This is a genomic window from Arthrobacter sp. NPDC080082 (genome assembly GCF_040686595.1).
Taxonomy (GTDB): domain Bacteria; phylum Actinomycetota; class Actinomycetes; order Actinomycetales; family Micrococcaceae; genus Arthrobacter.
Map to the genome: position 1 here is coordinate 303,767 of NZ_JBFBKQ010000001.1, position 24,100 is coordinate 327,866.

Annotated in this window: 29 protein-coding genes; 1 reads left to right on the top strand and 28 read right to left on the bottom strand. The window is 63.6% G+C overall.

The features are described 5' to 3' along the window. Window positions 1-60: 60 nt before the first annotated feature. The 23 genes from map to rpsJ form a co-directional block, all read right to left on the bottom strand. On the bottom strand, window positions 61-888 hold the full coding sequence (gene map, locus AB0O44_RS01360; RefSeq protein ID WP_364133342.1) for a type I methionyl aminopeptidase: 828 nt from the start codon (window positions 886-888) through the stop codon (window positions 61-63). A 105-nt stretch (window positions 889-993) separates the two neighbouring features. Then, window positions 994-1,563 (bottom strand): adenylate kinase, encoded by a 570-nt coding sequence (locus AB0O44_RS01365; RefSeq protein ID WP_290255919.1) that lies wholly within the window; start codon window positions 1,561-1,563, stop codon window positions 994-996. Between the two features lie 5 nt (window positions 1,564-1,568). Continuing rightward, window positions 1,569-2,879: a preprotein translocase subunit SecY gene (gene secY, locus AB0O44_RS01370; RefSeq protein ID WP_290255920.1), complete on the bottom strand. Its 1,311-nt coding sequence runs from the start codon at window positions 2,877-2,879 to the stop codon at window positions 1,569-1,571. Window positions 2,880-3,069: 190 nt separating this feature from the next. Next, window positions 3,070-3,561 carry a 50S ribosomal protein L15 gene (gene rplO, locus AB0O44_RS01375; RefSeq protein WP_364133347.1) on the bottom strand — a complete coding sequence of 164 codons (492 nt, stop codon included), beginning with the start codon at window positions 3,559-3,561 and terminating at the stop codon, window positions 3,070-3,072. Next, window positions 3,562-3,768 carry a 50S ribosomal protein L30 gene (gene rpmD, locus AB0O44_RS01380; RefSeq protein ID WP_056626615.1) on the bottom strand — a complete coding sequence of 69 codons (207 nt, stop codon included), beginning with the start codon at window positions 3,766-3,768 and terminating at the stop codon, window positions 3,562-3,564. 3 nt (window positions 3,769-3,771) lie between these two features. Further along, window positions 3,772-4,452: a 30S ribosomal protein S5 gene (rpsE, locus tag AB0O44_RS01385; protein WP_290255922.1), complete on the bottom strand. Its 681-nt coding sequence runs from the start codon at window positions 4,450-4,452 to the stop codon at window positions 3,772-3,774. A 26-nt stretch (window positions 4,453-4,478) separates the two neighbouring features. Then, on the bottom strand, window positions 4,479-4,862 hold the full coding sequence (rplR, locus tag AB0O44_RS01390) for a 50S ribosomal protein L18 (protein ID WP_290255923.1): 384 nt from the start codon (window positions 4,860-4,862) through the stop codon (window positions 4,479-4,481). Window positions 4,863-4,864: 2 nt separating this feature from the next. After that, window positions 4,865-5,401, bottom strand: coding sequence for a 50S ribosomal protein L6 (rplF, locus tag AB0O44_RS01395; protein WP_290255924.1), 537 nt, complete (start codon window positions 5,399-5,401; stop codon window positions 4,865-4,867). Between the two features lie 18 nt (window positions 5,402-5,419). Continuing rightward, window positions 5,420-5,818 carry a 30S ribosomal protein S8 gene (gene rpsH, locus AB0O44_RS01400; RefSeq protein WP_018769139.1) on the bottom strand — a complete coding sequence of 133 codons (399 nt, stop codon included), beginning with the start codon at window positions 5,816-5,818 and terminating at the stop codon, window positions 5,420-5,422. 78 nt (window positions 5,819-5,896) lie between these two features. Then, the gene (rplE, locus tag AB0O44_RS01405; RefSeq protein ID WP_290255925.1) at window positions 5,897-6,478 is read right to left on the bottom strand and encodes a 50S ribosomal protein L5; all 582 of its coding nucleotides are present in this window, start codon (window positions 6,476-6,478) and stop codon (window positions 5,897-5,899) included. Next, entirely contained in the window at window positions 6,478-6,837 is a 360-nt protein-coding gene (gene rplX / locus AB0O44_RS01410; RefSeq protein ID WP_290255926.1) for a 50S ribosomal protein L24, read from the bottom strand. Before rplX ends, rplE begins: the two co-directional genes overlap by 1 nt. A gap of 3 nt (window positions 6,838-6,840) precedes the next feature. Beyond that, window positions 6,841-7,209, bottom strand: a complete 369-nt coding sequence (gene rplN / locus AB0O44_RS01415; protein WP_003803789.1) for a 50S ribosomal protein L14 — start codon at window positions 7,207-7,209, stop codon at window positions 6,841-6,843. Window positions 7,210-7,905: 696 nt separating this feature from the next. Further along, complete coding sequence (gene rpsQ, locus AB0O44_RS01420; protein WP_056737811.1) at window positions 7,906-8,214, bottom strand: 30S ribosomal protein S17; 309 nt, start codon at window positions 8,212-8,214, stop codon at window positions 7,906-7,908. After that, window positions 8,211-8,540, bottom strand: a complete 330-nt coding sequence (rpmC, locus tag AB0O44_RS01425) for a 50S ribosomal protein L29 (RefSeq protein ID WP_290255927.1) — start codon at window positions 8,538-8,540, stop codon at window positions 8,211-8,213. Before rpmC ends, rpsQ begins: the two co-directional genes overlap by 4 nt. Before the next feature lie 2 nt (window positions 8,541-8,542). After that, complete coding sequence (gene rplP / locus AB0O44_RS01430; protein ID WP_056737809.1) at window positions 8,543-8,959, bottom strand: 50S ribosomal protein L16; 417 nt, start codon at window positions 8,957-8,959, stop codon at window positions 8,543-8,545. After that, window positions 8,960-9,787 carry a 30S ribosomal protein S3 gene (gene rpsC, locus AB0O44_RS01435; protein ID WP_290255928.1) on the bottom strand — a complete coding sequence of 276 codons (828 nt, stop codon included), beginning with the start codon at window positions 9,785-9,787 and terminating at the stop codon, window positions 8,960-8,962. Next, the gene (gene rplV / locus AB0O44_RS01440) at window positions 9,788-10,153 is read right to left on the bottom strand and encodes a 50S ribosomal protein L22 (RefSeq protein ID WP_003803798.1); all 366 of its coding nucleotides are present in this window, start codon (window positions 10,151-10,153) and stop codon (window positions 9,788-9,790) included. It abuts the gene before it with no gap. Window positions 10,154-10,191: 38 nt separating this feature from the next. Continuing rightward, window positions 10,192-10,473 (bottom strand): 30S ribosomal protein S19, encoded by a 282-nt coding sequence (gene rpsS / locus AB0O44_RS01445; RefSeq protein WP_018773666.1) that lies wholly within the window; start codon window positions 10,471-10,473, stop codon window positions 10,192-10,194. Between the two features lie 12 nt (window positions 10,474-10,485). Then, the gene (gene rplB / locus AB0O44_RS01450; RefSeq protein ID WP_290255929.1) at window positions 10,486-11,325 is read right to left on the bottom strand and encodes a 50S ribosomal protein L2; all 840 of its coding nucleotides are present in this window, start codon (window positions 11,323-11,325) and stop codon (window positions 10,486-10,488) included. Window positions 11,326-11,354: 29 nt separating this feature from the next. Next, window positions 11,355-11,660, bottom strand: coding sequence for a 50S ribosomal protein L23 (gene rplW, locus AB0O44_RS01455; RefSeq protein ID WP_290255930.1), 306 nt, complete (start codon window positions 11,658-11,660; stop codon window positions 11,355-11,357). Next, complete coding sequence (rplD, locus tag AB0O44_RS01460; RefSeq protein WP_290255931.1) at window positions 11,657-12,277, bottom strand: 50S ribosomal protein L4; 621 nt, start codon at window positions 12,275-12,277, stop codon at window positions 11,657-11,659. Before rplD ends, rplW begins: the two co-directional genes overlap by 4 nt. 4 nt (window positions 12,278-12,281) lie before the next feature. Further along, window positions 12,282-12,932, bottom strand: a complete 651-nt coding sequence (rplC, locus tag AB0O44_RS01465) for a 50S ribosomal protein L3 (protein ID WP_290255932.1) — start codon at window positions 12,930-12,932, stop codon at window positions 12,282-12,284. 17 nt (window positions 12,933-12,949) lie between these two features. After that, a complete protein-coding gene (gene rpsJ, locus AB0O44_RS01470; RefSeq protein ID WP_003803825.1) occupies window positions 12,950-13,258 on the bottom strand; it encodes a 30S ribosomal protein S10 in 309 nt (102 codons plus the stop codon). A 395-nt stretch (window positions 13,259-13,653) separates the two neighbouring features. On the opposite strand from rpsJ, the gene AB0O44_RS01475 reads away from it, so the two are divergent. Then, window positions 13,654-15,087 (top strand): GH1 family beta-glucosidase, encoded by a 1,434-nt coding sequence (locus tag AB0O44_RS01475; protein WP_364133357.1) that lies wholly within the window; start codon window positions 13,654-13,656, stop codon window positions 15,085-15,087. A 108-nt stretch (window positions 15,088-15,195) separates the two neighbouring features. On the opposite strand, the gene tuf is transcribed toward AB0O44_RS01475, so the two are convergent. From tuf to AB0O44_RS01500, 5 genes are all read right to left on the bottom strand, one after another. After that, the gene (tuf, locus tag AB0O44_RS01480) at window positions 15,196-16,386 is read right to left on the bottom strand and encodes an elongation factor Tu (RefSeq protein ID WP_290255934.1); all 1,191 of its coding nucleotides are present in this window, start codon (window positions 16,384-16,386) and stop codon (window positions 15,196-15,198) included. A gap of 240 nt (window positions 16,387-16,626) precedes the next feature. After that, entirely contained in the window at window positions 16,627-18,741 is a 2,115-nt protein-coding gene (gene fusA / locus AB0O44_RS01485; protein WP_290255935.1) for an elongation factor G, read from the bottom strand. 69 nt (window positions 18,742-18,810) lie between these two features. Next, entirely contained in the window at window positions 18,811-19,281 is a 471-nt protein-coding gene (gene rpsG, locus AB0O44_RS01490) for a 30S ribosomal protein S7 (protein WP_026531948.1), read from the bottom strand. Between the two features lies 1 nt (window position 19,282). Further along, on the bottom strand, window positions 19,283-19,657 hold the full coding sequence (gene rpsL, locus AB0O44_RS01495; RefSeq protein WP_009358312.1) for a 30S ribosomal protein S12: 375 nt from the start codon (window positions 19,655-19,657) through the stop codon (window positions 19,283-19,285). 466 nt (window positions 19,658-20,123) lie between these two features. Then, a complete protein-coding gene (locus AB0O44_RS01500; RefSeq protein ID WP_290255937.1) occupies window positions 20,124-24,023 on the bottom strand; it encodes a DNA-directed RNA polymerase subunit beta' in 3,900 nt (1,299 codons plus the stop codon). Window positions 24,024-24,100: the final 77 nt, after the last annotated feature.

The following is a 24,100-nucleotide window of genomic DNA, read 5'->3' on the forward strand; positions in this document are numbered from 1 at the left end:
AGTACCAGGGCTTTTTCTGTGTCACCGGGGACGCGGCGGCACCCCCTGGGTCACGGGACGTTAGGGAATGGGAACGGGCACGACGCCGAGCGGGGCGAGCTTTGCGGCGCCGCCGTCGGGTGCGGAGAGGACCCAAATGCCCTTATCGTGCACGGCCACGGAGTGCTCCCACTGGCACGAGCGGGCGCCGTCGGTGGTGACGACGGTCCAGTCGTCCTCCAGCACTGCCGTGTCGATGCTGCCGCGCACCAGCATGGGCTCGATCGCCAGGCACAGTCCGGGACGGATCTTGGGCCCGCGGTGGCTGGTGCGGTAGTTCAGCACGTCCGGCGGCATGTGCATGGCCGAGCCGATGCCGTGGCCCACGTAATCCTCGAGGATGCCCAGCGGCTTGCCCGGGACTGAGAAGACGTAGTCGTCGACGGCGTTGCCAATGTCGCCGACGAACTTGCCCTTCGCCAGGGCCGCGATCCCCCGCCACATGGCTTCCTCGGTGACGTCGGAGAGGCGCTGGTCCTCTGGGTCCGCGGTGCCGACGATCACGGTGCGGGCCGAGTCCGAGTGCCAGCCGTCAACGATCGCGCCGCCGTCGATCGAGATGATGTCGCCGTCGTTCAGCACCCGGTCTCCCGGGATGCCGTGCACGACCTCCTCGTTGACCGAGGTGCAGATGGTGGCGGGGAAGCCGTGGTACCCGAGGAAGTTCGACGTGGCCCCGGCTTCCTTCAGGACGCCGGCGAAGACGGCGTCGAGGTCCTTGGTGGTGACGCCGGGGACGGCCGCGGCGACGGCGGCGTCGAGCGCCCGGCTCAGCACCAGGCCGGCCTCCTGCATGGTCCGCATCTGGGCGTTGGTCTTGTATTCAATGCGCGTCTGGCCGAATGCCATACTCTGCGTCCTCTCGGTGGTGCCGCCGCCCCTGGCGGGATGGCGGACAAATGCCTGAGGCCCCTCCCGGCAGTGCGGGAGGAGCCTCAACGGTTTGCGGCGGGCCTAGGCGGACTGTGCTGCCTTGATGGCCTGCATGACGCGGTCGGTGACCTCGTCGATGCCGCCGATGCCGTCGACGCGGGTCAGGATGCCGCGTTCGGCGTACTTGTTGACGACCGCCTCGGTCTGGCCGTGGTACAGGTCCAACCGGTGGCGGATGACGGCTTCGTTGTCGTCGCTGCGGCCGGTTTCCTTGGCGCGGCCCAGGAGCCGGGTGACGAGCTCCTCGTCGTCGGCAGTGAGCTGCAGGACGACGTCGAGCTTCTGGTCGTTGTCGGCCAGGATCCCGTCGAGGTAGTCCACCTGGGCGGTGGTGCGGGGGTATCCGTCCAGCAGGAACCCTGCCTCGACGTCGCCCTCGGAGAGTCGGTCGCGGACCATCTTGTTGGTCACGCTGTCCGGGACGAAGTCGCCGGCGTCCATGTACTTCTTGGCTTCGAGGCCGAGCGGCGTCTCGCCCTTGACGTTGGCCCGGAAGATGTCGCCGGTGGAGATCGCAATGACGCCGAGGCGCTCCGAAATGCGTTCCGCCTGCGTTCCCTTGCCGGAGCCGGGAGGTCCGATAATCAACATTCTCGTCATCGCAAAAGCCCTTCGTAGTGACGCTGCTGTAGCTGCGCATCAATCTGCTTGACGGTCTCCAAGCCGACGCCCACCATGATCAGGATCGATGTGCCACCGAACGGGAAGTTCTGGTTGGCGTTGATCAGGACCAGGGCGATGAGCGGGATCAGGGCAACGAAGCCCAGGTAGATCGCGCCGGGCAAGGTGATCCGGGAAAGCACGTACTGCAGGTAGTCCGCGGTCGGCTTGCCGGCACGGATGCCCGGAATGAAGCCGCCGTACTTCTTCATGTTGTCAGAAACTTCTTCAGGGTTGAAAGTGATCGCAACATAGAAGTACGTGAAGAACACAATCAGGGCGAAGTACAGGGCCATGTAGATCGGGTGGTCGCCCTTGGTCAGGTTGTTGTTGATCCACTCAACCCAGGGGGCCATCTGCTCGCCCGGCTTGGGCGCGTTGAACTGTGCGATCAGGCCCGGCAGGTACAGCATCGACGAGGCGAAGATGACGGGCACGACGCCGGCCATGTTCACCTTGATCGGGATGTAGGTGCTGGTGCCGCCCACGGTGCGGCGGCCGATCATGCGCTTCGCGTACTGCACCGGGATGCGGCGCTGGGACTGCTCGACGAAGACCACCAAGGCCACGGTCAGCAGGCCGATCAGCAGCACCAGGAAGAACGTGCCGGGTCCCTGCGCCTTCCAGATGGCGCCGAGGGACGTCGGGAAGCCGGCGGCGATTGACGTGAAGATGAGCAGCGACATGCCGTTGCCCACGCCCTTCTCGGTCACGAGCTCGCCCATCCACATGATCAGGCCGGTGCCGGCCGTCAGGGTGATGACGATCAGGATGGTGGTGATAATGCTCGAGTCCGGGATGATCGGCAGCTGGCAGTTCGGCAGCAGCTGGCCGGAGCGCGCCAGCGACACCAGCGTCGTGGCGTTCAGCAGACCCAGGGCGATTGTCAGGTACCGGGTGTACTGGGTCAGCTTCGACTGGCCGGAGGCACCCTCTTCGTAGAGCTGCTGGAACCGCGGGATGACCACGCGGAGCAGCTGCACAATGATGCTGGAGGTGATGTAGGGCATGATCCCCAGGGCAAAGATGGAGACCTGGAGCAGTGCACCGCCGCTGAACAGGTTGACGAGCTGGTAGATCCCGCCCGAGGTCTGACCGTTCTGCAAGCATTGCTGGACATTCTGGTAGCTCACACCGGGCGAGGGGATGAAGGCACCCAAGCGGAAGATGGTGATGATTCCCAGCGTGAACAACAACTTGCGTCGCAGATCAGGCGTGCGAAAGGCCCGGCCAAATGCGCTAAGCAAGCGTCCTCCTGTGTAATAAGTAAAATCGTGTGAGATAGGTCAAACAAACCCAACAACCGAGTCTAGCGGTTGGAAGCTCCCTGCGAACAATCGACAGGGTGTCCGGGCGTGAAAAAACTCCCGGCCCCCGGAGGCGTGAGCCCCAGGGTACCGGGAGTTTTATGCAACGGGCATCAGCCCCGCCGCCTCCTTAGAGTGCGGTGGTGCTTCCGCCGGCTGCGGCAATCTTTTCCGCGGCGCTGGCCGAGAATGCGTGGGCGGTGACGTCAACCTTGACGGTGATGTCGCCGGTGCCCAGCACCTTGACGGGCTGGTTCTTGCGAACGGCGCCCTTTTCGACCAGGTTCTCCACGGTGACAGTGCCACCTTCCGGGAACAGCTCGTTGAGCTTGTCCAGGTTTACAACCTGGAACTCAACCCGGAACGGGTTCTTGAAGCCGCGCAGCTTCGGCAGGCGCATGTGCAGCGGCAGCTGGCCGCCGGCAAAGCCAGCCTTGACCTGGTAGCGGGCTGCAGTGCCCTTGGTGCCACGACCGGCGGTCTTACCCTTGGAGCCCTCACCACGACCAACACGGGTCTTGGCGGTCTTGGCACCCGGGGCGGGACGCAGGTGGTGAACCTTCAGCGCGTTCTGCTTCTCAGCAGCGCCCTGTGCCTTCTCGGCGGTGTTCTTCTCGGCCATTTACTTCGCCTCCTCTACCTTTACCAGGTGCGGAACCGTGTTCAGCATGCCAACGGTCACGGCATCGGCGGTGCGGACAACGGTGTGTCCGATCCGCTTCAGGCCGAGGGACCGAAGGGTGTCGCGCTGGTTCTGCTTGCCGCCAATGGCGGACTTGATCTGGGTGATCTCCAACTGAGCGTCGGACGGAATCAGGTTCTTCGCCATGACTCAGACACCTGCCTTCTGGTTCATGATCGCCTTCACCATTGCCGGCGTCGCGATCTCGTCGAGGGGCAGGCCGCGGCGTGCTGCCACTGCTGCCGGCTCTTCGAGGCGCTTCAGCGCGTCAACGGTCGCGTGAACGATGTTGATGGCGTTGGAGGAACCGAGCGACTTGGAGAGGATGTCGTGGATGCCCACGCACTCCAGGACCGCGCGGACCGGACCACCGGCGATAACACCGGTACCAGCCGACGCCGGGCGCAGCATGACGACGCCTGCGGCGGCCTCACCCTGAACGCGGTGCGGGATGGTGCTGCCGATGCGGGGAACGCGGAAGAAGGACTTCTTGGCCTCTTCAACGCCCTTCGCGATGGCGGCGGGAACTTCCTTGGCCTTGCCGTAGCCGACGCCGACCATACCGTTGCCGTCACCGACGACGACGAGGGCGGTGAAGCTGAAGCGACGACCACCCTTGACGACCTTGGAAACACGGTTGATGGTTACGACGCGCTCTACGAACTGGCTCTTCTCCGCTTCGCGGCCGCCGTCGCGGCCACCACGGCCACCACGGTCGCCACGGCCCTGGCCGCGGTCGCCACGCTCGCCACGACGGGCACCGCCACGGCGGTCGTCGGTGGTAGCAGGCGCAGCGGTCTCGGTTGCCGGAGCAGCTACAGCTTCAGTCACCTGAGTGTCCTTTTCGTTATTTTCGGTCACAGTGCCAGCCCACCTTCACGTGCGCCGTCAGCGACGGCGGCGATCCGGCCGTGGTACTTGTTACCACCGCGGTCGAAGACGACAGCTTCGATGCCGGCAGCCTTGGCACGCTCGGCAACGAGCTCGCCGACGCGCTTGGCCTTGGCGGTCTTGTCGCCGTCGAACGCGCGCAGGTCGGCTTCCAGGGTGGAGGCGCTTGCCACGGTCAGGCCCTTGGTGTCATCGACAACCTGGACGAATACGTGGCGGGCCGAACGGTTGACGACCATGCGAGGACGTACAGCCGTACCGGAAATGCGCTTGCGGATACGAAGCTGGCGGCGGCTGCGCTGGGCAGACTTGCTCTTGTTCGTACGCTTCTTGTTAATTGCGATGGCCATGGTTACTTACCAGCCTTTCCGACCTTGCGGCGGATGACCTCGCCGGCGTAGCGGATACCCTTGCCCTTGTACGGGTCGGGCTTCCGCAGCTTGCGAATGTTGGCAGCAACTTCGCCGACCTGCTGCTTGGAGATACCTGAAACAGAGAGCTTCGTCGGGGTCTCAACTGCAAAGGTGATGCCGTTCGGAGCCGAGACGTTGACCGGGTGGCTGTAGCCCAGAGCGAACTCCAGGTCAGAACCCTTGGCCTGGACGCGGTAACCGGTACCGACAATCTCAAGCTTCTTCTCGTAGCCTGCGGTGACACCCTGGATCATGTTGGCGATCAGGGTGCGGGTCAGGCCGTGCAGCGAACGGGAGGCGCGCTCGTCGTTCGGGCGGCTGACGGTCAGGGTGCCATCTTCCAGGGCGACCTCGATCGGGCTGGGCACGGTGTGGCTCAGCTCTCCCTTGGAACCCTTGACGGAGACGACAGAGCCGTCAACCTTGACCTCAACGCCGGCAGGAACGGTGATGGGGAGACGTCCAATACGTGACATTATTCTCTTCCTTTCCCGTTACCAGACGTACGCGAGGACTTCGCCGCCCACGCCCTTCTTGCCGGCCTGCTTGTCAGTCAGGAGGCCGGAAGAGGTGGACAGGATTGCGATACCCAGGCCACCCAGCACGTGCGGCAGGTTGGTGGACTTCGCGTAAACGCGGAGACCCGGCTTGGAGATACGGCGAACACCGGCGATGGAACGCTCGCGGTTCGGACCGAACTTGAGCTCGAGGGTCAGCTTCTTGCCGACCTCCGCGTCTTCTTCCTTCCAGCCGGCGATGAAGCCTTCTGCCTTAAGGATGTCGGCGACGCGAGCCTTGAGCTTGCTGTAAGGCATAGACACGGAATCGTGGTATGCCGAGTTTGCGTTGCGCAGACGCGTAAGCATATCTGCGACAGGATCTGTCATAGTCATGGTGGGCTCTTGCCCTTCCTCATAACGGTTTCCGCTGCCGGCCTAGTGACTGGCGTGCGGACCTTTTATGTAGCTGGATTAGTCTTCGGTCTTGAACGGGAAGCCCAGCGCCTTGAGCAGCGCGCGGCCTTCGTCGTCGGTCTTGGCAGTGGTCACGACGGTGATGTCCATACCGCGAACGCGGTCGATGGAATCCTGGTCGATCTCGTGGAACATAACCTGCTCGGTCAGACCGAAGGTGTAGTTGCCGTTGCCATCAAACTGCTTGCCGCTGAGGCCCCGGAAGTCCCGGATACGCGGCAGAGCCAGCGTGACAAGGCGGTCCAGGAATTCCCACATGCGGTCGCCACGGAGGGTGGCGTGCGCACCAATCGGCATGCCTTCGCGCAGCTTGAACTGTGCGATCGACTTGCGGGCCTTGGTGACCTGCGGCTTCTGGCCGGTGATCAGGGTCAGGTCGCGGACAGCGCCGTCGATCAGCTTGGAGTCCTTGGCGGCATCTCCAACACCCATGTTCACAACGACCTTCACCAGGCGGGGAACCTGGTTGACGTTGTCGTACTTGAATTCCTCAACGAGCGCGCTCTTGATGGAATCGGCGTACTTGGTCTTCAGACGAGGAACGATCTTGCTAGCCGGAGTCTCGAGAGTCTCAGTCATTAGATGTCCTTCCCTGAGCTCTTGGCCACGCGGACGCGCACTTCGCGCTTCACGCCATCGCGCTCAACGGTCTCGGTGCGGAAACCGACGCGCGTGGGCTTCTTGGTGGAGGGGTCAACCAGGGCCACGTTGGAGATGTGGATCGGGGCCTCAACGACCTCGATGCCACCGGTCTTGGTGCCGCGCTGCGACTGACCGACCTTGGTGTGCTTGGTGACGCGGTTGATGCCTTCGACCAGCACGCGGTTGGTCTCGGGGAACACGCGCAGGACCTTGCCCTGCTTGCCGCGGTCGCCGCCGCGCTCAGCCTTGGCGCCAGTGATGACCTGAACGAGGTCACCCTTCTTGATCTTAGCCATGGACTAGAGCACCTCCGGAGCCAGAGAAACGATCTTCATGAACTTCTTGTCGCGCAGTTCACGACCAACCGGTCCGAAGATACGGGTACCGCGGGGGTCACCGTCGTTCTTCAGGATCACAGCTGCGTTCTCGTCAAACTTGATGTAGGAACCATCCGCACGGCGGCGTTCCTTCTTGGTGCGGACGATGACAGCCTTGACGACATCGCCCTTCTTTACGTTGCCGCCCGGGATTGCATCCTTGACGGTGGCGACGATGACGTCGCCGATGCCTGCGTAGCGACGACCGGATCCACCGAGAACGCGAATGGTAAGGATTTCCTTAGCACCCGTGTTGTCGGCGACCTTGAGTCGCGACTCCTGCTGAATCACTATTTACTCCTTGCGTCGCGCCGGTTCTCAGGCCGTGATCTTGCTACGGAATGAGCCTTGCGGAACGGTTGATCGGGGTGTCTCTTGACCTGCCTGGATTTTGCCAGACCAGGCCTAAACGCCCGTGCCAAAAGCAGTTGCATCCCGTGCGCCCTGAGGCGCGGGCATGCACTATGCTGTGGCACGATTGTTTACGAGGTTGACGATGGCACACGAAAAGCGCCATACAAACTCAATATCCTAGCACGGCCGGGGCCACTGCAGAAAATCGCCCATTACCACAGACCCTCCCCCGGATCCGGCGGCCACTCCCCCGACGCCCCCTCACATCCGGCGCTTCTCCCCCGACGCTCCCTCACATCCGGGGCGCTCTCCCCGACGCTCCCTCACATCCGGGCGCCCCTCCCCGACGCTCCCTCGGATCCGCCTCGGGGCCCTGCAGCAACGCACCGAAAAAGCGGAGCATCCCGCAGGGACACACCAGAGTTGAGGGAGCGTCCCGCAGGAGCGCACCAGAAGTGCGGGAGCGTCCCACGGAAACGCGCCAGAAGTGAGGGAGCGTTCCACGGAAACGCACCAGAAGTGAGGGAGCGTCCCACGGTGTTGCGGCCGCTCCCCCGGGAACGGCGAAACCCCCGCTCCCAGACGGGAACGGGGGTTTCCTAGCCGGTTCCCCTGACGGGGAGGCAGCAGGTGCTACTTGGCCTTTTCGAGGATCTCGACCAGGCGCCACCGCTTGGTAGCGGAGAGCGGGCGGGTCTCGGCGAGGAGAACCAGGTCGCCGATGCCGGCGCTGTTCTCTTCGTCGTGAGCCTTGATCTTGGTGTTGCGCCGCATGACCTTGCCGTAGAGCGCGTGCTTCACGCGGTCTTCGACCTGGACAACGATGGTCTTTTCCATCTTGTCCGAGACGACGTAGCCGCGCTTCGTCTTGCGGTAACCGCGCTCGTCAGCCTTGGCAGCGTCGGAAACAGTTTCCGTCACGTTCTCGTCCTTTTCACTCACTTGGCGTCCTCCTCGGTCTCAACCTCGTCGGCCTTGTCAGCCTTCTTGGTTGCAGCCTTCTTGGACTTCTTTTCTTCCTTGGCTTCCACAACCGGTGCGGCAACCTCGGCACGAATGCCCAGCTCGCGTTCGCGGAGAACGGTGTAGATGCGTGCGATGTCCTTCTTTACCGCGCGCAGACGACCGTGGTTCTCCAGCTGTCCGGTGGCGGACTGGAAACGCAGGTTGAACAGCTCTTCCTTCGCCTTGCGGAGTTCCTCAACGAGACGCTCGTTGTCGAAACCGTCCAGCTGCTTGGGTGCGAGTTCCTTCGACCCTACTGCCATTTCTATTCACCACCTTCGCGACGCACAATGCGTGCCTTCAACGGCAGCTTGTGGATTGCCAGGCGCAGGGCCTCGCGAGCTACCTCTTCATTGACACCGGAGAGTTCGAAGAGAACCCGGCCCGGCTTGACGTTGGAGACCCACCATTCCGGCGAACCCTTACCGGAACCCATGCGGGTTTCGGCCGGCTTCTTGGTCAGCGGACGGTCCGGGTAGATGTTGATCCAGACCTTGCCGCCACGCTTGATGTGGCGGGTCATCGCGATACGGGCGGATTCGATCTGACGGTTGGTGACGTATGCCGGGCTCAGAGCCTGGATACCCCACTCACCGAACGAAACCTCGGTGCCACCCGTGGCAGCGCCGGAACGACCCGGGTGGTGCTGCTTACGGTGCTTGACTCGACGTGGGATAAGCATTTAAGCCTGTCCTCCTTCTGCAGCGGCCGGAGCCGCCTCTGCCGGAGCCTCGGCAGCAGGAGCTGCGTCGGCGGCCGGACGGTCGTTACGACGACGGCGGTCACCACGGTCGGCGCCACCGGGACGGCCCGGACGGTCGCCGGCGCGGCCGCGGGACGGGGCAGCAGCAGCCTGCTGGGCCAGTTCCTTGGCGGTGACGTCACCCTTGTAGATCCAGACCTTCACGCCGATGCGGCCGAAGGTGGTCTTGGCCTCGTAGAAGCCGTAGTCGATGTTCGCGCGGAGGGTGTGCAGGGGCACACGGCCTTCGCGGTAGAACTCCGAGCGGGACATTTCAGCGCCACCCAGTCGACCCGAGCAAGCGATACGGATGCCCTTGGCACCGGCACGCTGCGCGGACTGCATGGCCTTCTTCATCGCGCGGCGGAAAGCCACGCGGGAAGTCAGCTGCTCTGCAACGCCCTGGGCAACAAGCTGGGCTTCCATCTCGGGGTTCTTGACCTCGAGGATGTTCAGCTGGACCTGCTTGCCGGTCAGCTTTTCGAGCTCGCCGCGGATGCGGTCTGCTTCGGCGCCGCGGCGGCCGATCACGATGCCCGGACGAGCCGTGTGGATATCCACGCGGACACGGTCGCGGGTGCGCTCGATCTCAACCTTGGCAATACCGGCGCGCTCCATGCCCGTGGACATGAGCTGGCGGATGCGGATGTCTTCGCGGACGAAGTCCTTGTACCGCTGGCCGGACTTGGTGCTGTCGGCGAACCAGTGCGATACGTGATCGGTGGTGATGCCGAGTCGGAACCCGTGCGGGTTTACTTTCTGTCCCACTTAGCGAGCCTCCTCTTTCTCCGGGGTAGCGACTACCACGGTGATGTGGCTCGTGCGCTTCTTGATCTGAAATGCACGACCCTGGGCGCGCGGCTGGAACCGCTTCATGGTCGGGCCTTCATCAACAAACGCTTCGCTGATGATGAGGTCACCTTCGTCAAACGCCACGCCGTCGCGGTCCGCGAGGACCCGGGCGTTGGAGATTGCCGACTGAACTACCTTGAATACCGGCTCAGAAGCTGCCTGCGGGGCAAACTTCAGAATTGCCAGAGCCTCGTTCGCTTGCTTCCCACGAACAAGGTTGACGACGCGCCGGGCCTTCATAGGCGTTACGCGGATGTGACGCGCAATTGCCTTGGCTTCCATTGCTTTCCTTCTCTCGTCTTTGACGTAAGTGCAGGCGCCTAGCGGCGCTTGCCCTTACGGTCGTCCTTGACATGGCCGCGGAAAGTCCGCGTGGGAGCGAATTCGCCGAGCTTGTGCCCGACCATCGACTCAGTGACAAACACCGGGATGTGCTTGCGTCCGTCGTGCACGGCGATCGTGTGGCCGAGCATGTCGGGGACGATCATCGAACGGCGGGACCAGGTCTTGATGACGTTCTTGGTGCCCTTTTCGTTTTCCCTGGCTACCTTCACAAAGAGGTGCTGGTCAACGAAAGGACCTTTTTTCAGGCTGCGTGGCATGTGTCCAGGCTCCTATCGCTTGTTCTTGCCAGTACGACGGCGACGAACAATAAGCTTGTCGCTCTCTTTGTTGGGACGGCGGGTGCGGCCTTCGCGCTTACCGTTGGGGTTGACGGGGTTACGACCACCGGAGGTCTTACCCTCACCACCACCGTGCGGGTGGTCAACCGGGTTCATGGCGACACCACGGACGGTCGGGCGGACGCCCTTCCAGCGCATACGGCCGGCCTTGCCCCAGTTGATGTTCGACTGCTCGGCGTTGCCGACCTCGCCGACGGTGGCGCGGCAGCGCACGTCAACGTTGCGGATTTCGCCGGAGGGCAGACGCAGCTGGGCGTAACGGCCTTCCTTGGCGACGAGCTGGATCGATGCGCCGGCGGAGCGGCCCATCTTGGCGCCGCCACCCGGACGCAGTTCAACTGCGTGGATCACGGTACCGACCGGGATGTTGCGCAGCGGCAGGTTGTTGCCGGGCTTGATGTCAGCGTCGGCACCTGCTTCCACGGTGTCACCCTGGGCCAGCTTGTTCGGGGCGATGATGTAACGCTTGGTGCCATCAACGTAGTGCAGGAGGGCGATGCGAGCCGTGCGGTTCGGATCGTACTCGATTTCGGCAACGCGGGCGTTGACGCCGTCCTTGTCGTGGCGACGGAAGTCGATCAGACGGTACTGACGCTTGTGTCCACCACCCTTGTGACGGGTCGTGATCTTACCGGTGTTGTTACGTCCACCCTTTTTCGGAAGGGGACGAACCAACGACTTTTCCGGCGTCGACCGCGTGATTTCGGTGAAGTCCGCTACGCTCGAGCCACGACGGCCCGGGGTAGTCGGCTTGTATTTACGGATTCCCATAATTTATTTCCTCGTTAAAGTGGTCTCCGCTACGAGAGCGGACCGCCGAAGATGTCGATAGTGCCTTCTTTGAGGCTGACAATCGCACGCTTGGTGCTCTTGCGGGTGCCCCATCCGAATTTGGTCCGCTTGCGCTTACCGGCACGGTTGATGGTGTTGATCGAGTCAACCTTGACGGAGAAGATCTTCTCCACGGCCAGCTTGATCTCGGTCTTGCTCGAGCGGGGGTCCACCAGGAAGGTGTACTTGCCCTCGTCGATCAGGCCGTAGCTCTTTTCCGAGACGACGGGCGCCAGGACGACGTCGCGCGGGTCTTTGATGGTGGCTGCGCTCACTTGGCATCCTCCTCGGTCTTTGCAGCCTTGTCCGCAACGAATGCGTCGTAGGCGGCCTTGGTGAAGACTACGTCGTCAGAAACGAGCACGTCGTAGGTGTTCAGCTGGTCTGCGTACAGAACGTGAACGTCCTGGAGGTTGCGCACGGAAAGTGCAGCAACGTCGTTGGCGCGGTCGATGACGACGAGCAGGTTCTTGCGCTCGGAGACGCCACGCAGCGTTGCCAGTGCTTCACGGGAGGACGGCTTGGAGCCGGCAACCAGTTCAGCGACGACGTGGACGCGGCCGTTGCGGGCGCGGTCAGAGAGAGCGCCGCGCAGTGCAGCAGCAATCATCTTCTTGGGGGTGCGCTGGCTGTAGTCACGCGGCGTCGGGCCGTGGACGATGCCACCACCGGTCATGTGAGGAGCGCGGATGGAACCCTGACGGGCGCGGCCGGTGCCCTTCTGCTTGAACGGCTTGCGACCGGCACCGGAAACCTCGGCGCGGGTCTTGGTCTTGTGGGTACCCTGGCGAGCAGCAGCGAGCTGTGCGACGACGACCTGGTGCAGCAGCGGCACGTTGGTCTGAACGTCGAAGATCTCTGCAGGCAGGTCAACCTTGACAGTGCTAGTCATTGAACTAGGCTCCCTTCACGGCGGTGCGTACGAGGACGACCTGGCCGCGGGCGCCGGGAACGGCACCCTTGATAAGGAGCAGCGACTTCTCGACGTCAACCGCGTGGACCGTGAGGTTCAGCGTGGTGTGACGAACGGCGCCCATGCGGCCGGCCATTTTCATGCCCTTGAAGACGCGGCTCGGGGTGGATGCGCCACCGATTGAACCGGGCTTACGGTGGTTCTTGTGAGCACCGTGGGAAGCTCCAACGCCGTGGAAGCCGTGACGCTTCATAACACCGGCGAAGCCCTTACCCTTGGTGGTGCCGACGACGTCGATCTTCTGGCCGGCTTCGAAGAGCTCAACGGAGAGCTCCTGGCCCAGCTCGTAAGAGTCGGCATCTGCAGTGCGCAGTTCGACGACGTGGCGGCGAGGCGTGACGCCTGCCTTTTCAAAGTGACCAGCCAGCGGCTTGGTGACCTTGCGGGGGTCGATCTGGCCGTAGCCGATCTGAACGGCGACGTAGCCATCAGCCTCTGCGTTGCGCAGCTGGGTGACGACGTTCGAGTCTGCCTGGACCACAGTGACGGGGATGAGCTTGTTGTTCTCGTCCCAGACCTGGGTCATGCCGAGCTTCGTGCCCAGCAGGCCCTTTACGTTACGGGTTGCGGTCATAGTCTCTCAGCACCTCCCTACAGCTTGATTTCGATGTTCACGTCGGCCGGCAGGTCGAGACGCATGAGCGAGTCAACAGCCTTGGGCGTGGGGTCGATGATGTCGATAAGACGCTTGTGCGTGCGCATTTCGAAGTGCTCGCGGCTGTCCTTGTACTTGTGCGGAGAGCGGATAACGCAGTACACGTTCTTCTCCGTCGGCAGCGGCACGGGGCCAACTACAGTTGCGCCTGCGCGCGTGACCGTCTCAACGATCTTCCGTGCTGAAACGTCAATGACCTCGTGGTCGTATGACTTCAGCCGGATGCGGATTTTTTGTCCCGCCATGTCGCCTGACTCTCTTTCAGTCTGTGCTTCCCCTGGTTAGGGCTGCCCTGTTCACTTACGTGTTGTGCGGCTGCCGAAGCATTTGAGGTCGTAACCACCACCCGCCGCACAAGCTGAATCCGGATGAATCCGGGTTCCTCAACCTGCCGGCGCAACCGACCCCCGCGGTCGGGCGTGTCGCGCTGTGCACGCGTACTCGTCCGCAAATCCTTGGAGAGAGGGTTATGTTTGGGCTCTTACCTGGACCCTGACACCCGGCATTATCCGGATCGGGACGCGAAAGAGCGCTTGAACAACTCATCTAGTATGCCGGAAAGATCGGGCAGACGCCAATTGGCGGGATTTTCGGCCGCCGATCCGTTGCCTTCGGCGCCCGCGCGGACGAGGATGTGGTGATGACCGTGCAGGACTCCGCCGCCGTCCGCGACCTCGCCGAACGCCTCCCCGAGGGCTTCCTCCTGGGGGTGGCCTCCGCGGCCTTCCAGATCGAGGGCGCCCTGTCCGCCGGCGGCCGCGGCCCCTCCGGCTGGGATGCCTTCGCCGAGAAGCCCGGGACCATCCAGGACGGCCACTCCCCCGCCGTCGCCTGCGACCACTACCACCGCATGGACGACGACGTGGACCTCATGCGGGACCTCGGCGTCGACTCCTACCGCTTCTCGCTCTCCTGGCCGCGGATCCAGCCGGACGGAACGGGACCGGTCAATCCGGCCGGCCTGGACTTCTACGACCGGCTGATCGACCGGCTGCTGGCCGCGGGCATCGCCCCCATGGCCACCCTCTACCACTGGGACACCCCCCTGCCACTGGAGCACCGCGGCGGCTGGATGAACCGGGACACGGCCCTCCGCTTCGGCGAGTACGCCGCCGCGGCGGCCGACCGGTTCGGCGACCGCGTCTCCCACTGGGTGACCCTGAACGAACCGGCCTCTGTGACGCTGAACGGCTATGCCCTCGGCGTGCACGCCCCCGGCCGCGACCTGCTGTTCAACGCCCTACCCTCCGTCCACCACCAGCTGCTGGCGCACGGCCTGGCGGTGCAGGCCCTCCGCGCCGCCGGCGTCCCCGGGGCGGTCGGCGTCACCAACCTGCACTCCCCCGTGCATCCGGCCAGCGGCTCGTTCCTGGACCGGCTGATGGCCACCGTCTTCGATCTCGCCCTCAACCGGATCTACGCTGACCCGATCCTGCTGGGCCGGTACCCCACACCCCCGCTGGCGGCCCGGCCCTGGTTCCGCCACCTGTCCCGGGTGTCCGACGCGGATCTCGAAACCATCCACCAGCCGCTGGATTTCTACGGACTGAACTACTACTACCCGGTGCGCGCCGCCGCCGGCCGGGGCCCGGCGGAGAGTCCCGCCGGGACCGCGGAGGCGATGGCACGGCTGCCTTTCCACCTGGCCGCTTTCCCCGAGTACCCCACCACCGGCTTCGGCTGGCCCGTGGCGCCGGAGCACCTCGGCACGCTGCTGCGCGGACTCAAGGACCGTTACGGTGCCGCGCTTCCGCCGCTCTTCATCACCGAGAGCGGCGCCAGCTTCCCGGAGCCGGACCATGTCGACGGGACACTGCCCGATCCCAGCCGCATCGCCTACCTCGAGGGGCACCTGGGCCAGGCACTGGCGGCGACCGCTCCCGGCGGTATCGCCCACGACGTCGAACTCCTCGGGTACTACGTGTGGACGCTGATGGACAACTTCGAGTGGGCCGCCGGCTATTCGCAGCGCTTCGGCCTGGTCCACGTGGACTTCGAGACCCTGGAGCGGACGCCCAAGGAGTCCTACTACTGGTACCGCGCGCTCGGCCGGGCCCGCCGCCGGGGTGTCTGACGGCGATCGACCGTTCTTAGAAGCCAACAGCCCCGCTGCAGTGCAGCGGGGCTGTTGTGATCATCGTGGCTCCGAAGGGAGCCGTTCCGATCGTGCTAGGCCATCAAATTACTTGATGATCTTGGTGACACGTCCCGAACCAACGGTGCGGCCGCCTTCACGGATAGCGAAGCCGAGGCCCTCTTCCATTGCGATCGGCTGGATGAGCGCAACGGTCATCTCAGTGTTGTCGCCGGGCATAACCATTTCCGTGCCTTCCGGCAGGGTGATGACGCCGGTAACGTCCGTCGTACGGAAGTAGAACTGCGGGCGGTAGTTCGAGTAGAACGGGTTGTGGCGTCCGCCTTCGTCCTTGGAGAGGATGTAGACGTTGGCCTCGAAGTCGGTGTGCGGGGTGATGGAACCCGGCTTGACGACAACCTGGCCACGCTCGACATCGTCGCGCTTGAGGCCACGGAGCAGCAGGCCACAGTTCTCGCCGGCCCATGCTTCGTCGAGCTGCTTGTGGAACATCTCGATACCGGTAACCGTGGTCTTCTGGACCGGACGGATGCCGACGATCTCGACCTCGGAGTTGATGGCGAGGGTGCCACGCTCGGCGCGGCCCGTAACAACGGTGCCACGGCCGGTGATGGTGAAGACGTCTTCGATCGGCATCAGGAACGGCTTGTCGCGGTCACGAACCGGGTCCGGAACGGACTCGTCGACGGCTTCCATCAGGTCCTCAACGGACTTGACCCACTCCGGGTCGCCTTCCAGAGCCTTGAGGCCGGAAACGCGGACAACCGGGGCGTTGTCGCCATCGAAGCCCTGCGAGCTCAGGAGCTCACGAACTTCCATTTCGACGAGGTCGAGGAGCTCTTCGTCGTCGACCATGTCAGCCTTGTTCAGGGCGACCAGCAGGTAGGGAACACCAACCTGGCGGGCGAGCAGAACGTGCTCGCGGGTCTGAGCCATCGGGCCGTCGGTAGCGGCAACCACGAGGATTGCGCCGTCCATCTGGGCAGCACCGGTGATCATGTTCTTGATGTAGTCAGCGTGACCGGGGGCGTCAACGTGTGCGTAGTGACGCTTCTCGGTCTGGTACTCAACGTGGGAGATGTTGATGGTAATGCCGCGCTGACGCTCTTCGGGAGCAGAGTCAATCGAGGCGAAGTCACGCTTCTCGTTGAGAGTCGGGTACTTGTCGTACAGCACCTTGGAAATGGCGGCCGTCAGCGTCGTCTTACCGTGGTCAACGTGACCAATGGTACCGATGTTAACGTGCGGCTTAGTCCGCTCGAACTTTGCCTTTGCCACAGGTTCCTCCTAGAACGTTTTCAAATGACTTACCCTTCGCCCGCGCTTGTCGCGGCCGAAACTCCAGTAAGTCTACTTGGGGGGCTTTGGATTGGTGAAATTGCAGATTCAGGAACTAATACTAGTGCCTCGAGCCTGTTCGTGCTGGCGGCCGGACCGGGTCCGGCCGCCCGCACAAGGTGAATCTCCCCTGGAGGAAACGCACCCGAGTTTTTGTCGCAGCTGCGTGCAGTCCGGAGACTACTCGCCGCGGCTCTTCTGGATGATCTCGTCGGCAACTGCCTTCGGGACCTCCGCGTAGCTGTTGAACGTCATGGAGTACACAGCGCGGCCCTGGGTCTTCGAACGCAGGTCACCGATGTAGCCGAACATGCCGGACAGCGGAACGTGCGCGCGAATGACCTTGACGCCCTGGGCATCCTCCATGGACTGCATCTGGCCACGGCGGGAGTTGAGGTCACCGATAACTTCACCCATGTATTCCTCAGGGGTGCGGACCTCGACATCCATCAGCGGTTCAAGCAGGACAGGGTTCGCCTTGCGGGCGGCTTCCTTGAAAGCCATCCGGCCAGCGATCTTGAACGCCATTTCCGAGGAGTCAACATCGTGGTAAGCGCCGTCAATCAGCGTGGCCTTGATACCGACAACCGGGTAACCGGCCAGGACGCCGTCGTTGAGCGCGTCCTGGATGCCGGCGTCAACCGAAGGAATGTATTCGCGCGGAACGCGGCCACCGGTGACCTTGTTCTCGAACTCGTACATCTCGCCCTCGGCGGTGTCCAGCGGCTCGATCGCGATCTGGATCTTTGCGAACTGGCCCGAACCACCGGTCTGCTTCTTGTGCGTGTAGTCGTGACGCTCCACAGCACGCTTGATGGTTTCGCGGTAGGCGACCTGGGGCTTGCCCACGTTTGCCTCGACCTTGAATTCGCGGCGCATGCGGTCCACCAGGATGTCCAGGTGGAGCTCGCCCATGCCGGCGATGATGGTCTGGCCGGTGTCTTCGTTGAGGGAGACCTGGAAGGTCGGGTCCTCAGCGGAGAGCTTCTGGATGGCCGTGGAGAGCTTCTCCTGGTCACCCTTGGTGTTCGGCTCGATGGCAACCGAGATCACGGGCTCCGGGAAGCTCATGGACTCGAGGACGATCTGGTTGGACGCGTCGCACAGGGTGTCGCCCGTGGTGGTGTCCTTCAGGCCGATCGCTGCGTAGATGTGGCCAGCGGTAGCGCCGTCAACCGGCATTTCCTTGTTGGCGTGCATCTGGAACAGCTTGCCGATGCGCTCCTTCTTGCCCTTGGTGGAGTTGACCACCTGGGCGCCGGCCTCAACGTGACCGGAGTACACGCGGATGAAGGTCAGCTGACCGAAGAAGGGGTGCGCGGCGATCTTGAACGCCAGAGCAGAGAACGGCTCGTCAGCGGAAGGCTTACGGGTCAGTTCCTTCTCTTCGTCGCGCGGGTCGTGACCGACCATCGGCGGGACGTCAAGCGGGTTCGGCAGGTAGTCCACGACGGCGTCGAGCATCGGCTGCACGCCGCGGTTCTTGAACGCGGAGCCACAGAAGACCGGGTAGAGCTCGGAGTTGATCGTCATCTTGCGGATGCCGGCCTTGAGCTCGTCGATCGTGATCTCTTCGCCCTCAAGGTACTTTTCCATGAGCTCTTCGGAGGACTCGGCAACGGTCTCAACGAGGGCGTTGCGGTACTCCTCGGCCTTTTCCTTGAGGTCAGCCGGGATCTCCTGGATCTCGTACTTGGCACCCATGGTCACGTCGCCCTTGGCATCGCCGGGCCACACCAGGGAGCGCATGTAGAGCAGGTCTACGACGCCGATGAAGTCATTCTCGGCACCGATCGGCAGCTGCATGACCAGCGGCTTGGCGCCGAGGCGGCTGACGATGGTGTCGACGGTGAAGTAGAAGTCAGCGCCCAGCTTGTCCATCTTGTTGACAAAGCAGATACGCGGAACGTTGTACTTGTCGGCCTGGCGCCAAACAGTCTCGGACTGCGGCTCCACGCCTTCCTTGCCATCGAACACGGCGACTGCACCGTCGAGGACGCGCAGGGAGCGCTCAACCTCAACCGTGAAGTCCACGTGGCCGGGGGTGTCGATGATGTTGATCTGGTTGTTTTCCCAGAAGCAGGTCACGGCGGCAGACGTGATGGTGATGCCGCGTTCCTTTTCCTGTTCCATCCAGTCGGTGGTCGACGCGCCGTCGTGGGTCTCGCCGATCTTGTGGTTCACACCCGTGTAGAACAGGATGCGCTCGGTAGTAGTGGTCTTGCCGGCATCAATGTGGGCCATGATGCCGATGTTGCGGACCTTGCTAAGGTCGGTAAGCACGTCCTGTGCCACGGTGTCTCCCTTTCGGATGGACTGCACGTTCGCCGCCGGCCCGGTTGAGCCGGCGGCGTCCGGGAAGTATTACCAGCGGTAGTGTGCGAAGGCCTTGTTGGACTCGGCCATCTTGTGGGTGTCTTCGCGACGCTTTACAGCGGCTCCGAGACCGTTCGAGGCATCCAGGATTTCGTTCTGGAGGCGCTCGGTCATCGTCTTCTCGCGGCGGGCCTTGGAGTAACCGACCAGCCAGCGGAGGGCCAAGGCCGTGGAACGGCCCGGCTTGACCTCAACGGGAACCTGGTAGGTTGCGCCACCGACACGGCGGGAGCGGACCTCGAGGGAAGGCTTGACGTTGTCCATGGCCTTCTTGAGGGCTGCAACGGGGTCGCCGCCGGACTTGGCGCGGGCGCCTTCGAGGGCACCGTAGACGATGCGCTCTGCGGTGGACTTCTTGCCGTCAACCAGCACCTTGTTGATCAGCTGAGTGACCAGCGGGGAGCCGTAAACGGGATCTAGTACTAGCGGCCGCTTGGGGGCCGGACCCTTGCGAGGCATATTACTTCTTCTCCATCTTTGCGCCGTAGCGGCTGCGGGCCTGCTTACGGTTCTTCACGCCCTGGGTATCGAGGGCGCCACGGACGATCTTGTAGCGGACACCCGGGAGGTCCTTCACACGGCCGCCGCGGACGAGCACAATGGAGTGCTCCTGCAGGTTGTGGCCAACACCGGGGATGTAAGCGGTGACTTCAACGCCACCGTTGAGGCGCACACGGGCAACCTTACGCAGAGCCGAGTTCGGCTTCTTCGGGGTGGTCGTGTAGACGCGGGTGCAAACACCGCGGCGCATCGGGCTGCCCTTAAGCGCGGGAGCCTTGGTCTTCGAGACCTTAGGCGTGCGGCCCTTGCGGACCAGCTGGTTAATCGTAGGCACTCTCGTGTTCTCCGTTTTATCCGGAACGGCCGTTGGCGGCCGCTCTCTTGTCGCTGCGCCCCGCCGCTCGAGCTTTGAAGTGATCTCCAGAGCAGCTGAGGCGAAGCCTTAATAGTCGGACCGCACACCGGGGCCGGCGGACTCGCGTCCGGAAGTGCCCCTGGGCATGCGAAAATGTGGCATACGTTGCACAAGAACCCTGCAAACCGGAAACGTCGTCTCGGTTCATCCTCAGCACGAAGCTGGTTCCTGAACCGGCGCACTCATCCACTGCCACAATAACAATTAGTCTCCAGTCTACCACGGGCGGGCCCCGGCCCTTAATCGGCGGGGAATTCGGCCCCCCGGACCGGACATAAAGGCCGCCGGCAGACGGCCCGACGCGCTTAAAAGGGAACGGTCCCCCACCGTGAAGGTGGAGGACCGTTCAGTGACCTGTTACCGGGGCGGCGGGCCGCCCGGCAGGTTAGCGGAAGTCGCTGCCCAGATCGTAGTCATCCAGCGGGATGGCGTGGAACTCAGGAGCTCCGTCGCCGCCCAGGGAATCGTAGGAGAAGTCGCTGAACGCGCTCGGGCCGGTGAAGAGGTTGGCCTTCGCTTCCTCGGTCGGCTCGACCGTGACCTCGGTGTAGCGCGGGAGACCCGTGCCGGCCGGGATCAGCTTACCGATGATGACGTTCTCCTTGAGGCCCAGCAGCGGATCGCTCTTGCCTTCCATGGCCGCCTGCGTCAGGACGCGGGTGGTCTCCTGGAAGGATGCTGCGGACAGCCAGGACTCGGTGGCCAGCGAGGCCTTGGTGATACCCATGAGCTCGGGACGGCCGGAGGCCGGCGTCTTGCCCTCGGAGACCACGCGGCGGTTCGCGTCCTCGAACCGGCTGCGCTCGGCGAGCTCGCCGGGCAGCAGGTCGGATTCACCGGACTCGATGACCGTGACGCGGCGCAGCATCTGGCGGACGATAACCTCGACGTGCTTGTCGTGGATACCGATGCCCTGGCTGCGGTACACGCCCTGGACCTCGTCCACCAGGAACTTCTGCGCGGCACGGGGACCCATGATGCGCAGCACCTGCTTGGGGTCGACCGGACCGTTGATCAGCTTCTGGCCGACGCTGACGTGGTCGCCGTCTTCGATCAGGAGACGGGAACGGCGCAGCACCGGGTAGGCGATCTCTTCGGAACCGTCATCCGGGGTGATGACCAGACGCATCTGGCGCTCGGACTCTTCGATGGTGATGCGACCGGCTGCCTCGGCAATCGGTGCGACACCCTTCGGGGTACGGGCTTCGAAGAGCTCCTGGATACGGGGCAGACCCTGGGTGATGTCGTCACCGCCGCCGGCGGACACAGCACCACCGGTGTGGAACGTACGCATGGTCAGCTGGGTACCGGGCTCACCGATGGACTGTGCGGCGATGATGCCGACGGCCTCGCCGATGTCAACGGTCTTGCCGGTGGCCAGCGAACGGCCGTAGCACAGGGCGCAGGTACCGACACTGGACTCACAGGTGAGTACGGAGCGGACCTTGACCTCGGTGATGCCGGCCGCGAACAGCTCAGCGATGACCACGTCGCCGCAGTCGGTGCCGGCAGCCGCCAGGACCTTGCCCGAGGAGTCAACGACGTCCACGGCCAGGGTGCGGGCGTAGGCGCTGTTCTCCACGTTCTCGTCCAGGACCAGCTCGCCGTTGGCGTCAGCCACGGCGATCGGGGTGACGAGGCCGCGTTCGGTGCCGCAGTCCTCTTCACGGACGATGACGTCCTGCGAGACGTCCACCAGTCGACGGGTCAGGTAACCCGAGTTGGCGGTACGCAGTGCGGTATCGGCCAGACCCTTACGGGCACCGTGCGTGGCGATGAAGTATTCCAGCACCGACAGGCCCTCGCGGTAGGAGGACTTGATCGGACGCGGGATGATCTCACCCTTCGGGTTGGCCACCAGGCCACGGATACCCGCGATCTGACGGACCTGCATCCAGTTACCACGGGCACCGGAGGACACCATGCGGTTGATGGTGTTCATCGGCGACAGGCTGTCACGCATCGCCTGGGCGATCTCGTTCGTGGCCTTGTTCCAGATCTCGATCAGTTCCTGGCGACGCTCGTCGTCGTCGATCAGGCCCTTGTCGTACTGGCCCTGGATCTTCGCGGCCATGGTCTCGTAACCAGCCAGCAGCTCCGGCTTGGAGGCCGGAACCTCGATGTCCGAAATGGCGACGGTGACGCCCGAGCGGGTGGCCCAGTAGAAACCGGCATCCTTCAGGTTATCCAGCGTTGCCGCCGTGACGACCTTCGGGTAGCGCTCGGCGAGGTCGTTGACGATCCGTGACAGTTCGCCCTTGTCGGCAACAGCCTCAACCCACGGGTAGTCCGCGGGCAGCGTCTGGTTGAAGATGACCTGGCCCAGCGAGGTCTCGACCAGTGCGGTCTGACCCTGCTCCCAGCCCTCCGGGGCTTCCCAGCCGGCGTAGGGCACGAAGCCGTCAAGACGGATCTTGATCTTGGAGTTCAGGTGCAGCTCGTGCAGGTCGAACGCCATGATGGCCTCGGAGATCGAGGAGAAGATCCGGCCTTCGCCCGCCGAACCCACACGCTTGGTGGTCAGGTGGTAGAGGCCGATGATCATATCCTGCGACGGCAGGGTCACCGGGCGGCCGTCGGACGGCTTCAGGATGTTGTTCGAGGACAGCATCAGGATCCGGGCTTCGGCCTGGGCTTCGGGGCTCAGCGGCAGGTGCACTGCCATCTGGTCGCCGTCGAAGTCGGCGTTGAAGGCGCCACACACCAGCGGGTGAAGCTGGATGGCCTTGCCTTCGACGAGCTGCGGTTCGAACGCCTGGATGCCGAGACGGTGCAGGGTAGGTGCACGGTTCAGCAGCACCGGGTGCTCGGTGATGATCTCTTCGAGAACGTCCCAGACCTGCGGACGGTAACGCTCGACCATGCGCTTGGCCGACTTGATGTTCTGGGCGTGGTTGAGATCGACCAGGCGCTTCATCACGAACGGCTTGAAGAGCTCCAGCGCCATCTGCTTGGGCAGGCCGCACTGGTGCAGCTTCAGCTGCGGGCCGACGACGATGACCGAACGGCCGGAGTAGTCGACGCGCTTGCCGAGGAGGTTCTGACGGAACCGACCCTGCTTGCCCTTGAGCATGTCGCTCAGGGACTTCAGCGGGCGGTTGCCCGGTCCGGTGACCGGACGGCCGCGGCGGCCGTTGTCGAACAGGCTGTCAACGGCTTCCTGAAGCATGCGCTTTTCGTTGTTGACGATGATCTCGGGGGCACCGAGGTCCAGGAGCCGCTTGAGGCGGTTGTTGCGGTTGATCACGCGGCGGTACAGGTCGTTGAGGTCGGAGGTCGCGAAGCGGCCACCGTCCAGCTGGACCATCGGGCGCAGTTCCGGCGGGATCACCGGGACGGCGTCCAGCACCATGCCCAAGGGGCTGTTGTTGGTGGTCAGGAACGCGTTGACGACCTTAAGGCGCTTGAGGGCGCGGGTCTTGCGCTGGCCCTTGCCGTTGGCGATGATGTCGCGCAGCAGGTCGGACTCGGCCTGCATGTCGAAGCTCTCGAGACGCTTCTTGATGGCTTCGGCGCCCATGGAGCCCTCGAAGAACATGCCGTAGCGGTCACGCAGTTCGCGGTAGAGGCCCTCGTCGCCTTCGAGGTCGGCGACCTTGAGGTTCTTGAACCGGTCCCAGACCTGCTCGAGTCGCTCGATGTCGGCGTCGGCACGCTTGCGCACGTTCGCCATCTGGCGGTCGGCGGAGTCGCGGGCCTTCTTCTTGTCGGCAGCCTTCGCGCCTTCGCCCTCGAGGCGTGCGATTTCGCCTTCGAGGTCGCGGGCGATCGCGGCGATGTCGGCGTCGCGGTTGTCGATCAGCTGCTTCTTTTCGATGTCGTGCTCAACCTGCAGGTTGGGCAGTTCCTCGTGGCGGGCATCGGTGTCGACGCTGGTGATCATGTAGGCGGCGAAGTAGATGACCTTTTCGAGGTCCTTCGGAGCCAGGTCAAGGAGGTAGCCCAGGCGGGACGGAACACCCTTGAAGTACCAGATGTGCGTGACCGGGGCGGCCAGCTCGATGTGGCCCATGCGCTCACGGCGGACCTTGGCGCGGGTGACCTCAACGCCACACCGCTCGCAGATGATGCCCTTGAAGCGCACGCGCTTGTACTTACCGCAGTAGCACTCCCAGTCGCGGGACGGGCCGAAGATCTTCTCGCAGAAGAGGCCGTCCTTCTCGGGCTTGAGCGTGCGGTAGTTGATGGTTTCCGGCTTCTTAACCTCGCCGTAAGACCAGCCGCGGATGTCTTCCGCGGTGGCGAGGCCGATCTGCATGAGGCCGAAGGAGGATTCGCTGGACATATGGTCCCTGTTCTCTCTTGTTCTCTAAATTCTGAAGTCTTGGGTTACGGGAAGAGGGAGGTCGTCCACGACGGCGG

What these genes read in the sequence shown, in the direction of transcription:
- rpsG (WP_026531948.1), bottom strand. Translation starts at nt 19,281, where the DNA reads ATGCCTCGCAAGGGTCCGGCCCCCAAGCGGCCGCTAGTACTAGATCCC.
- rplP (WP_056737809.1), bottom strand. Translation starts at nt 8,959, where the DNA reads ATGCTTATCCCACGTCGAGTCAAGCACCGTAAGCAGCACCACCCGGGT.
- rplC (WP_290255932.1), bottom strand. Translation starts at nt 12,932, where the DNA reads ATGACCGCAACCCGTAACGTAAAGGGCCTGCTGGGCACGAAGCTCGGC.
- AB0O44_RS01365 (WP_290255919.1), bottom strand. Translation starts at nt 1,563, where the DNA reads ATGTTGATTATCGGACCTCCCGGCTCCGGCAAGGGAACGCAGGCGGAA.
- rplO (WP_364133347.1), bottom strand. Translation starts at nt 3,561, where the DNA reads ATGGCCGAGAAGAACACCGCCGAGAAGGCACAGGGCGCTGCTGAGAAG.
- rpsJ (WP_003803825.1), bottom strand. Translation starts at nt 13,258, where the DNA reads ATGGCGGGACAAAAAATCCGCATCCGGCTGAAGTCATACGACCACGAG.
- rplX (WP_290255926.1), bottom strand. Translation starts at nt 6,837, where the DNA reads ATGGCTAAGATCAAGAAGGGTGACCTCGTTCAGGTCATCACTGGCGCC.
- map (WP_364133342.1), bottom strand. Translation starts at nt 888, where the DNA reads ATGGCATTCGGCCAGACGCGCATTGAATACAAGACCAACGCCCAGATG.
- rpmC (WP_290255927.1), bottom strand. Translation starts at nt 8,540, where the DNA reads ATGGCAGTAGGGTCGAAGGAACTCGCACCCAAGCAGCTGGACGGTTTC.
- rplD (WP_290255931.1), bottom strand. Translation starts at nt 12,277, where the DNA reads ATGACTAGCACTGTCAAGGTTGACCTGCCTGCAGAGATCTTCGACGTT.
- rplB (WP_290255929.1), bottom strand. Translation starts at nt 11,325, where the DNA reads ATGGGAATCCGTAAATACAAGCCGACTACCCCGGGCCGTCGTGGCTCG.
- rplV (WP_003803798.1), bottom strand. Translation starts at nt 10,153, where the DNA reads ATGGAAGCCAAGGCAATTGCGCGTCACATCCGCGTAACGCCTATGAAG.
- rpsS (WP_018773666.1), bottom strand. Translation starts at nt 10,473, where the DNA reads ATGCCACGCAGCCTGAAAAAAGGTCCTTTCGTTGACCAGCACCTCTTT.
- AB0O44_RS01475 (WP_364133357.1), top strand. Translation starts at nt 13,654, where the DNA reads ATGACCGTGCAGGACTCCGCCGCCGTCCGCGACCTCGCCGAACGCCTC.
- rpmD (WP_056626615.1), bottom strand. Translation starts at nt 3,768, where the DNA reads ATGGCGAAGAACCTGATTCCGTCCGACGCTCAGTTGGAGATCACCCAG.
- rpsH (WP_018769139.1), bottom strand. Translation starts at nt 5,818, where the DNA reads ATGACTATGACAGATCCTGTCGCAGATATGCTTACGCGTCTGCGCAAC.
- rplR (WP_290255923.1), bottom strand. Translation starts at nt 4,862, where the DNA reads ATGGCCATCGCAATTAACAAGAAGCGTACGAACAAGAGCAAGTCTGCC.
- rplF (WP_290255924.1), bottom strand. Translation starts at nt 5,401, where the DNA reads ATGTCACGTATTGGACGTCTCCCCATCACCGTTCCTGCCGGCGTTGAG.
- rplE (WP_290255925.1), bottom strand. Translation starts at nt 6,478, where the DNA reads ATGACTGAGACTCTCGAGACTCCGGCTAGCAAGATCGTTCCTCGTCTG.
- AB0O44_RS01500 (WP_290255937.1), bottom strand. Translation starts at nt 24,023, where the DNA reads ATGTCCAGCGAATCCTCCTTCGGCCTCATGCAGATCGGCCTCGCCACC.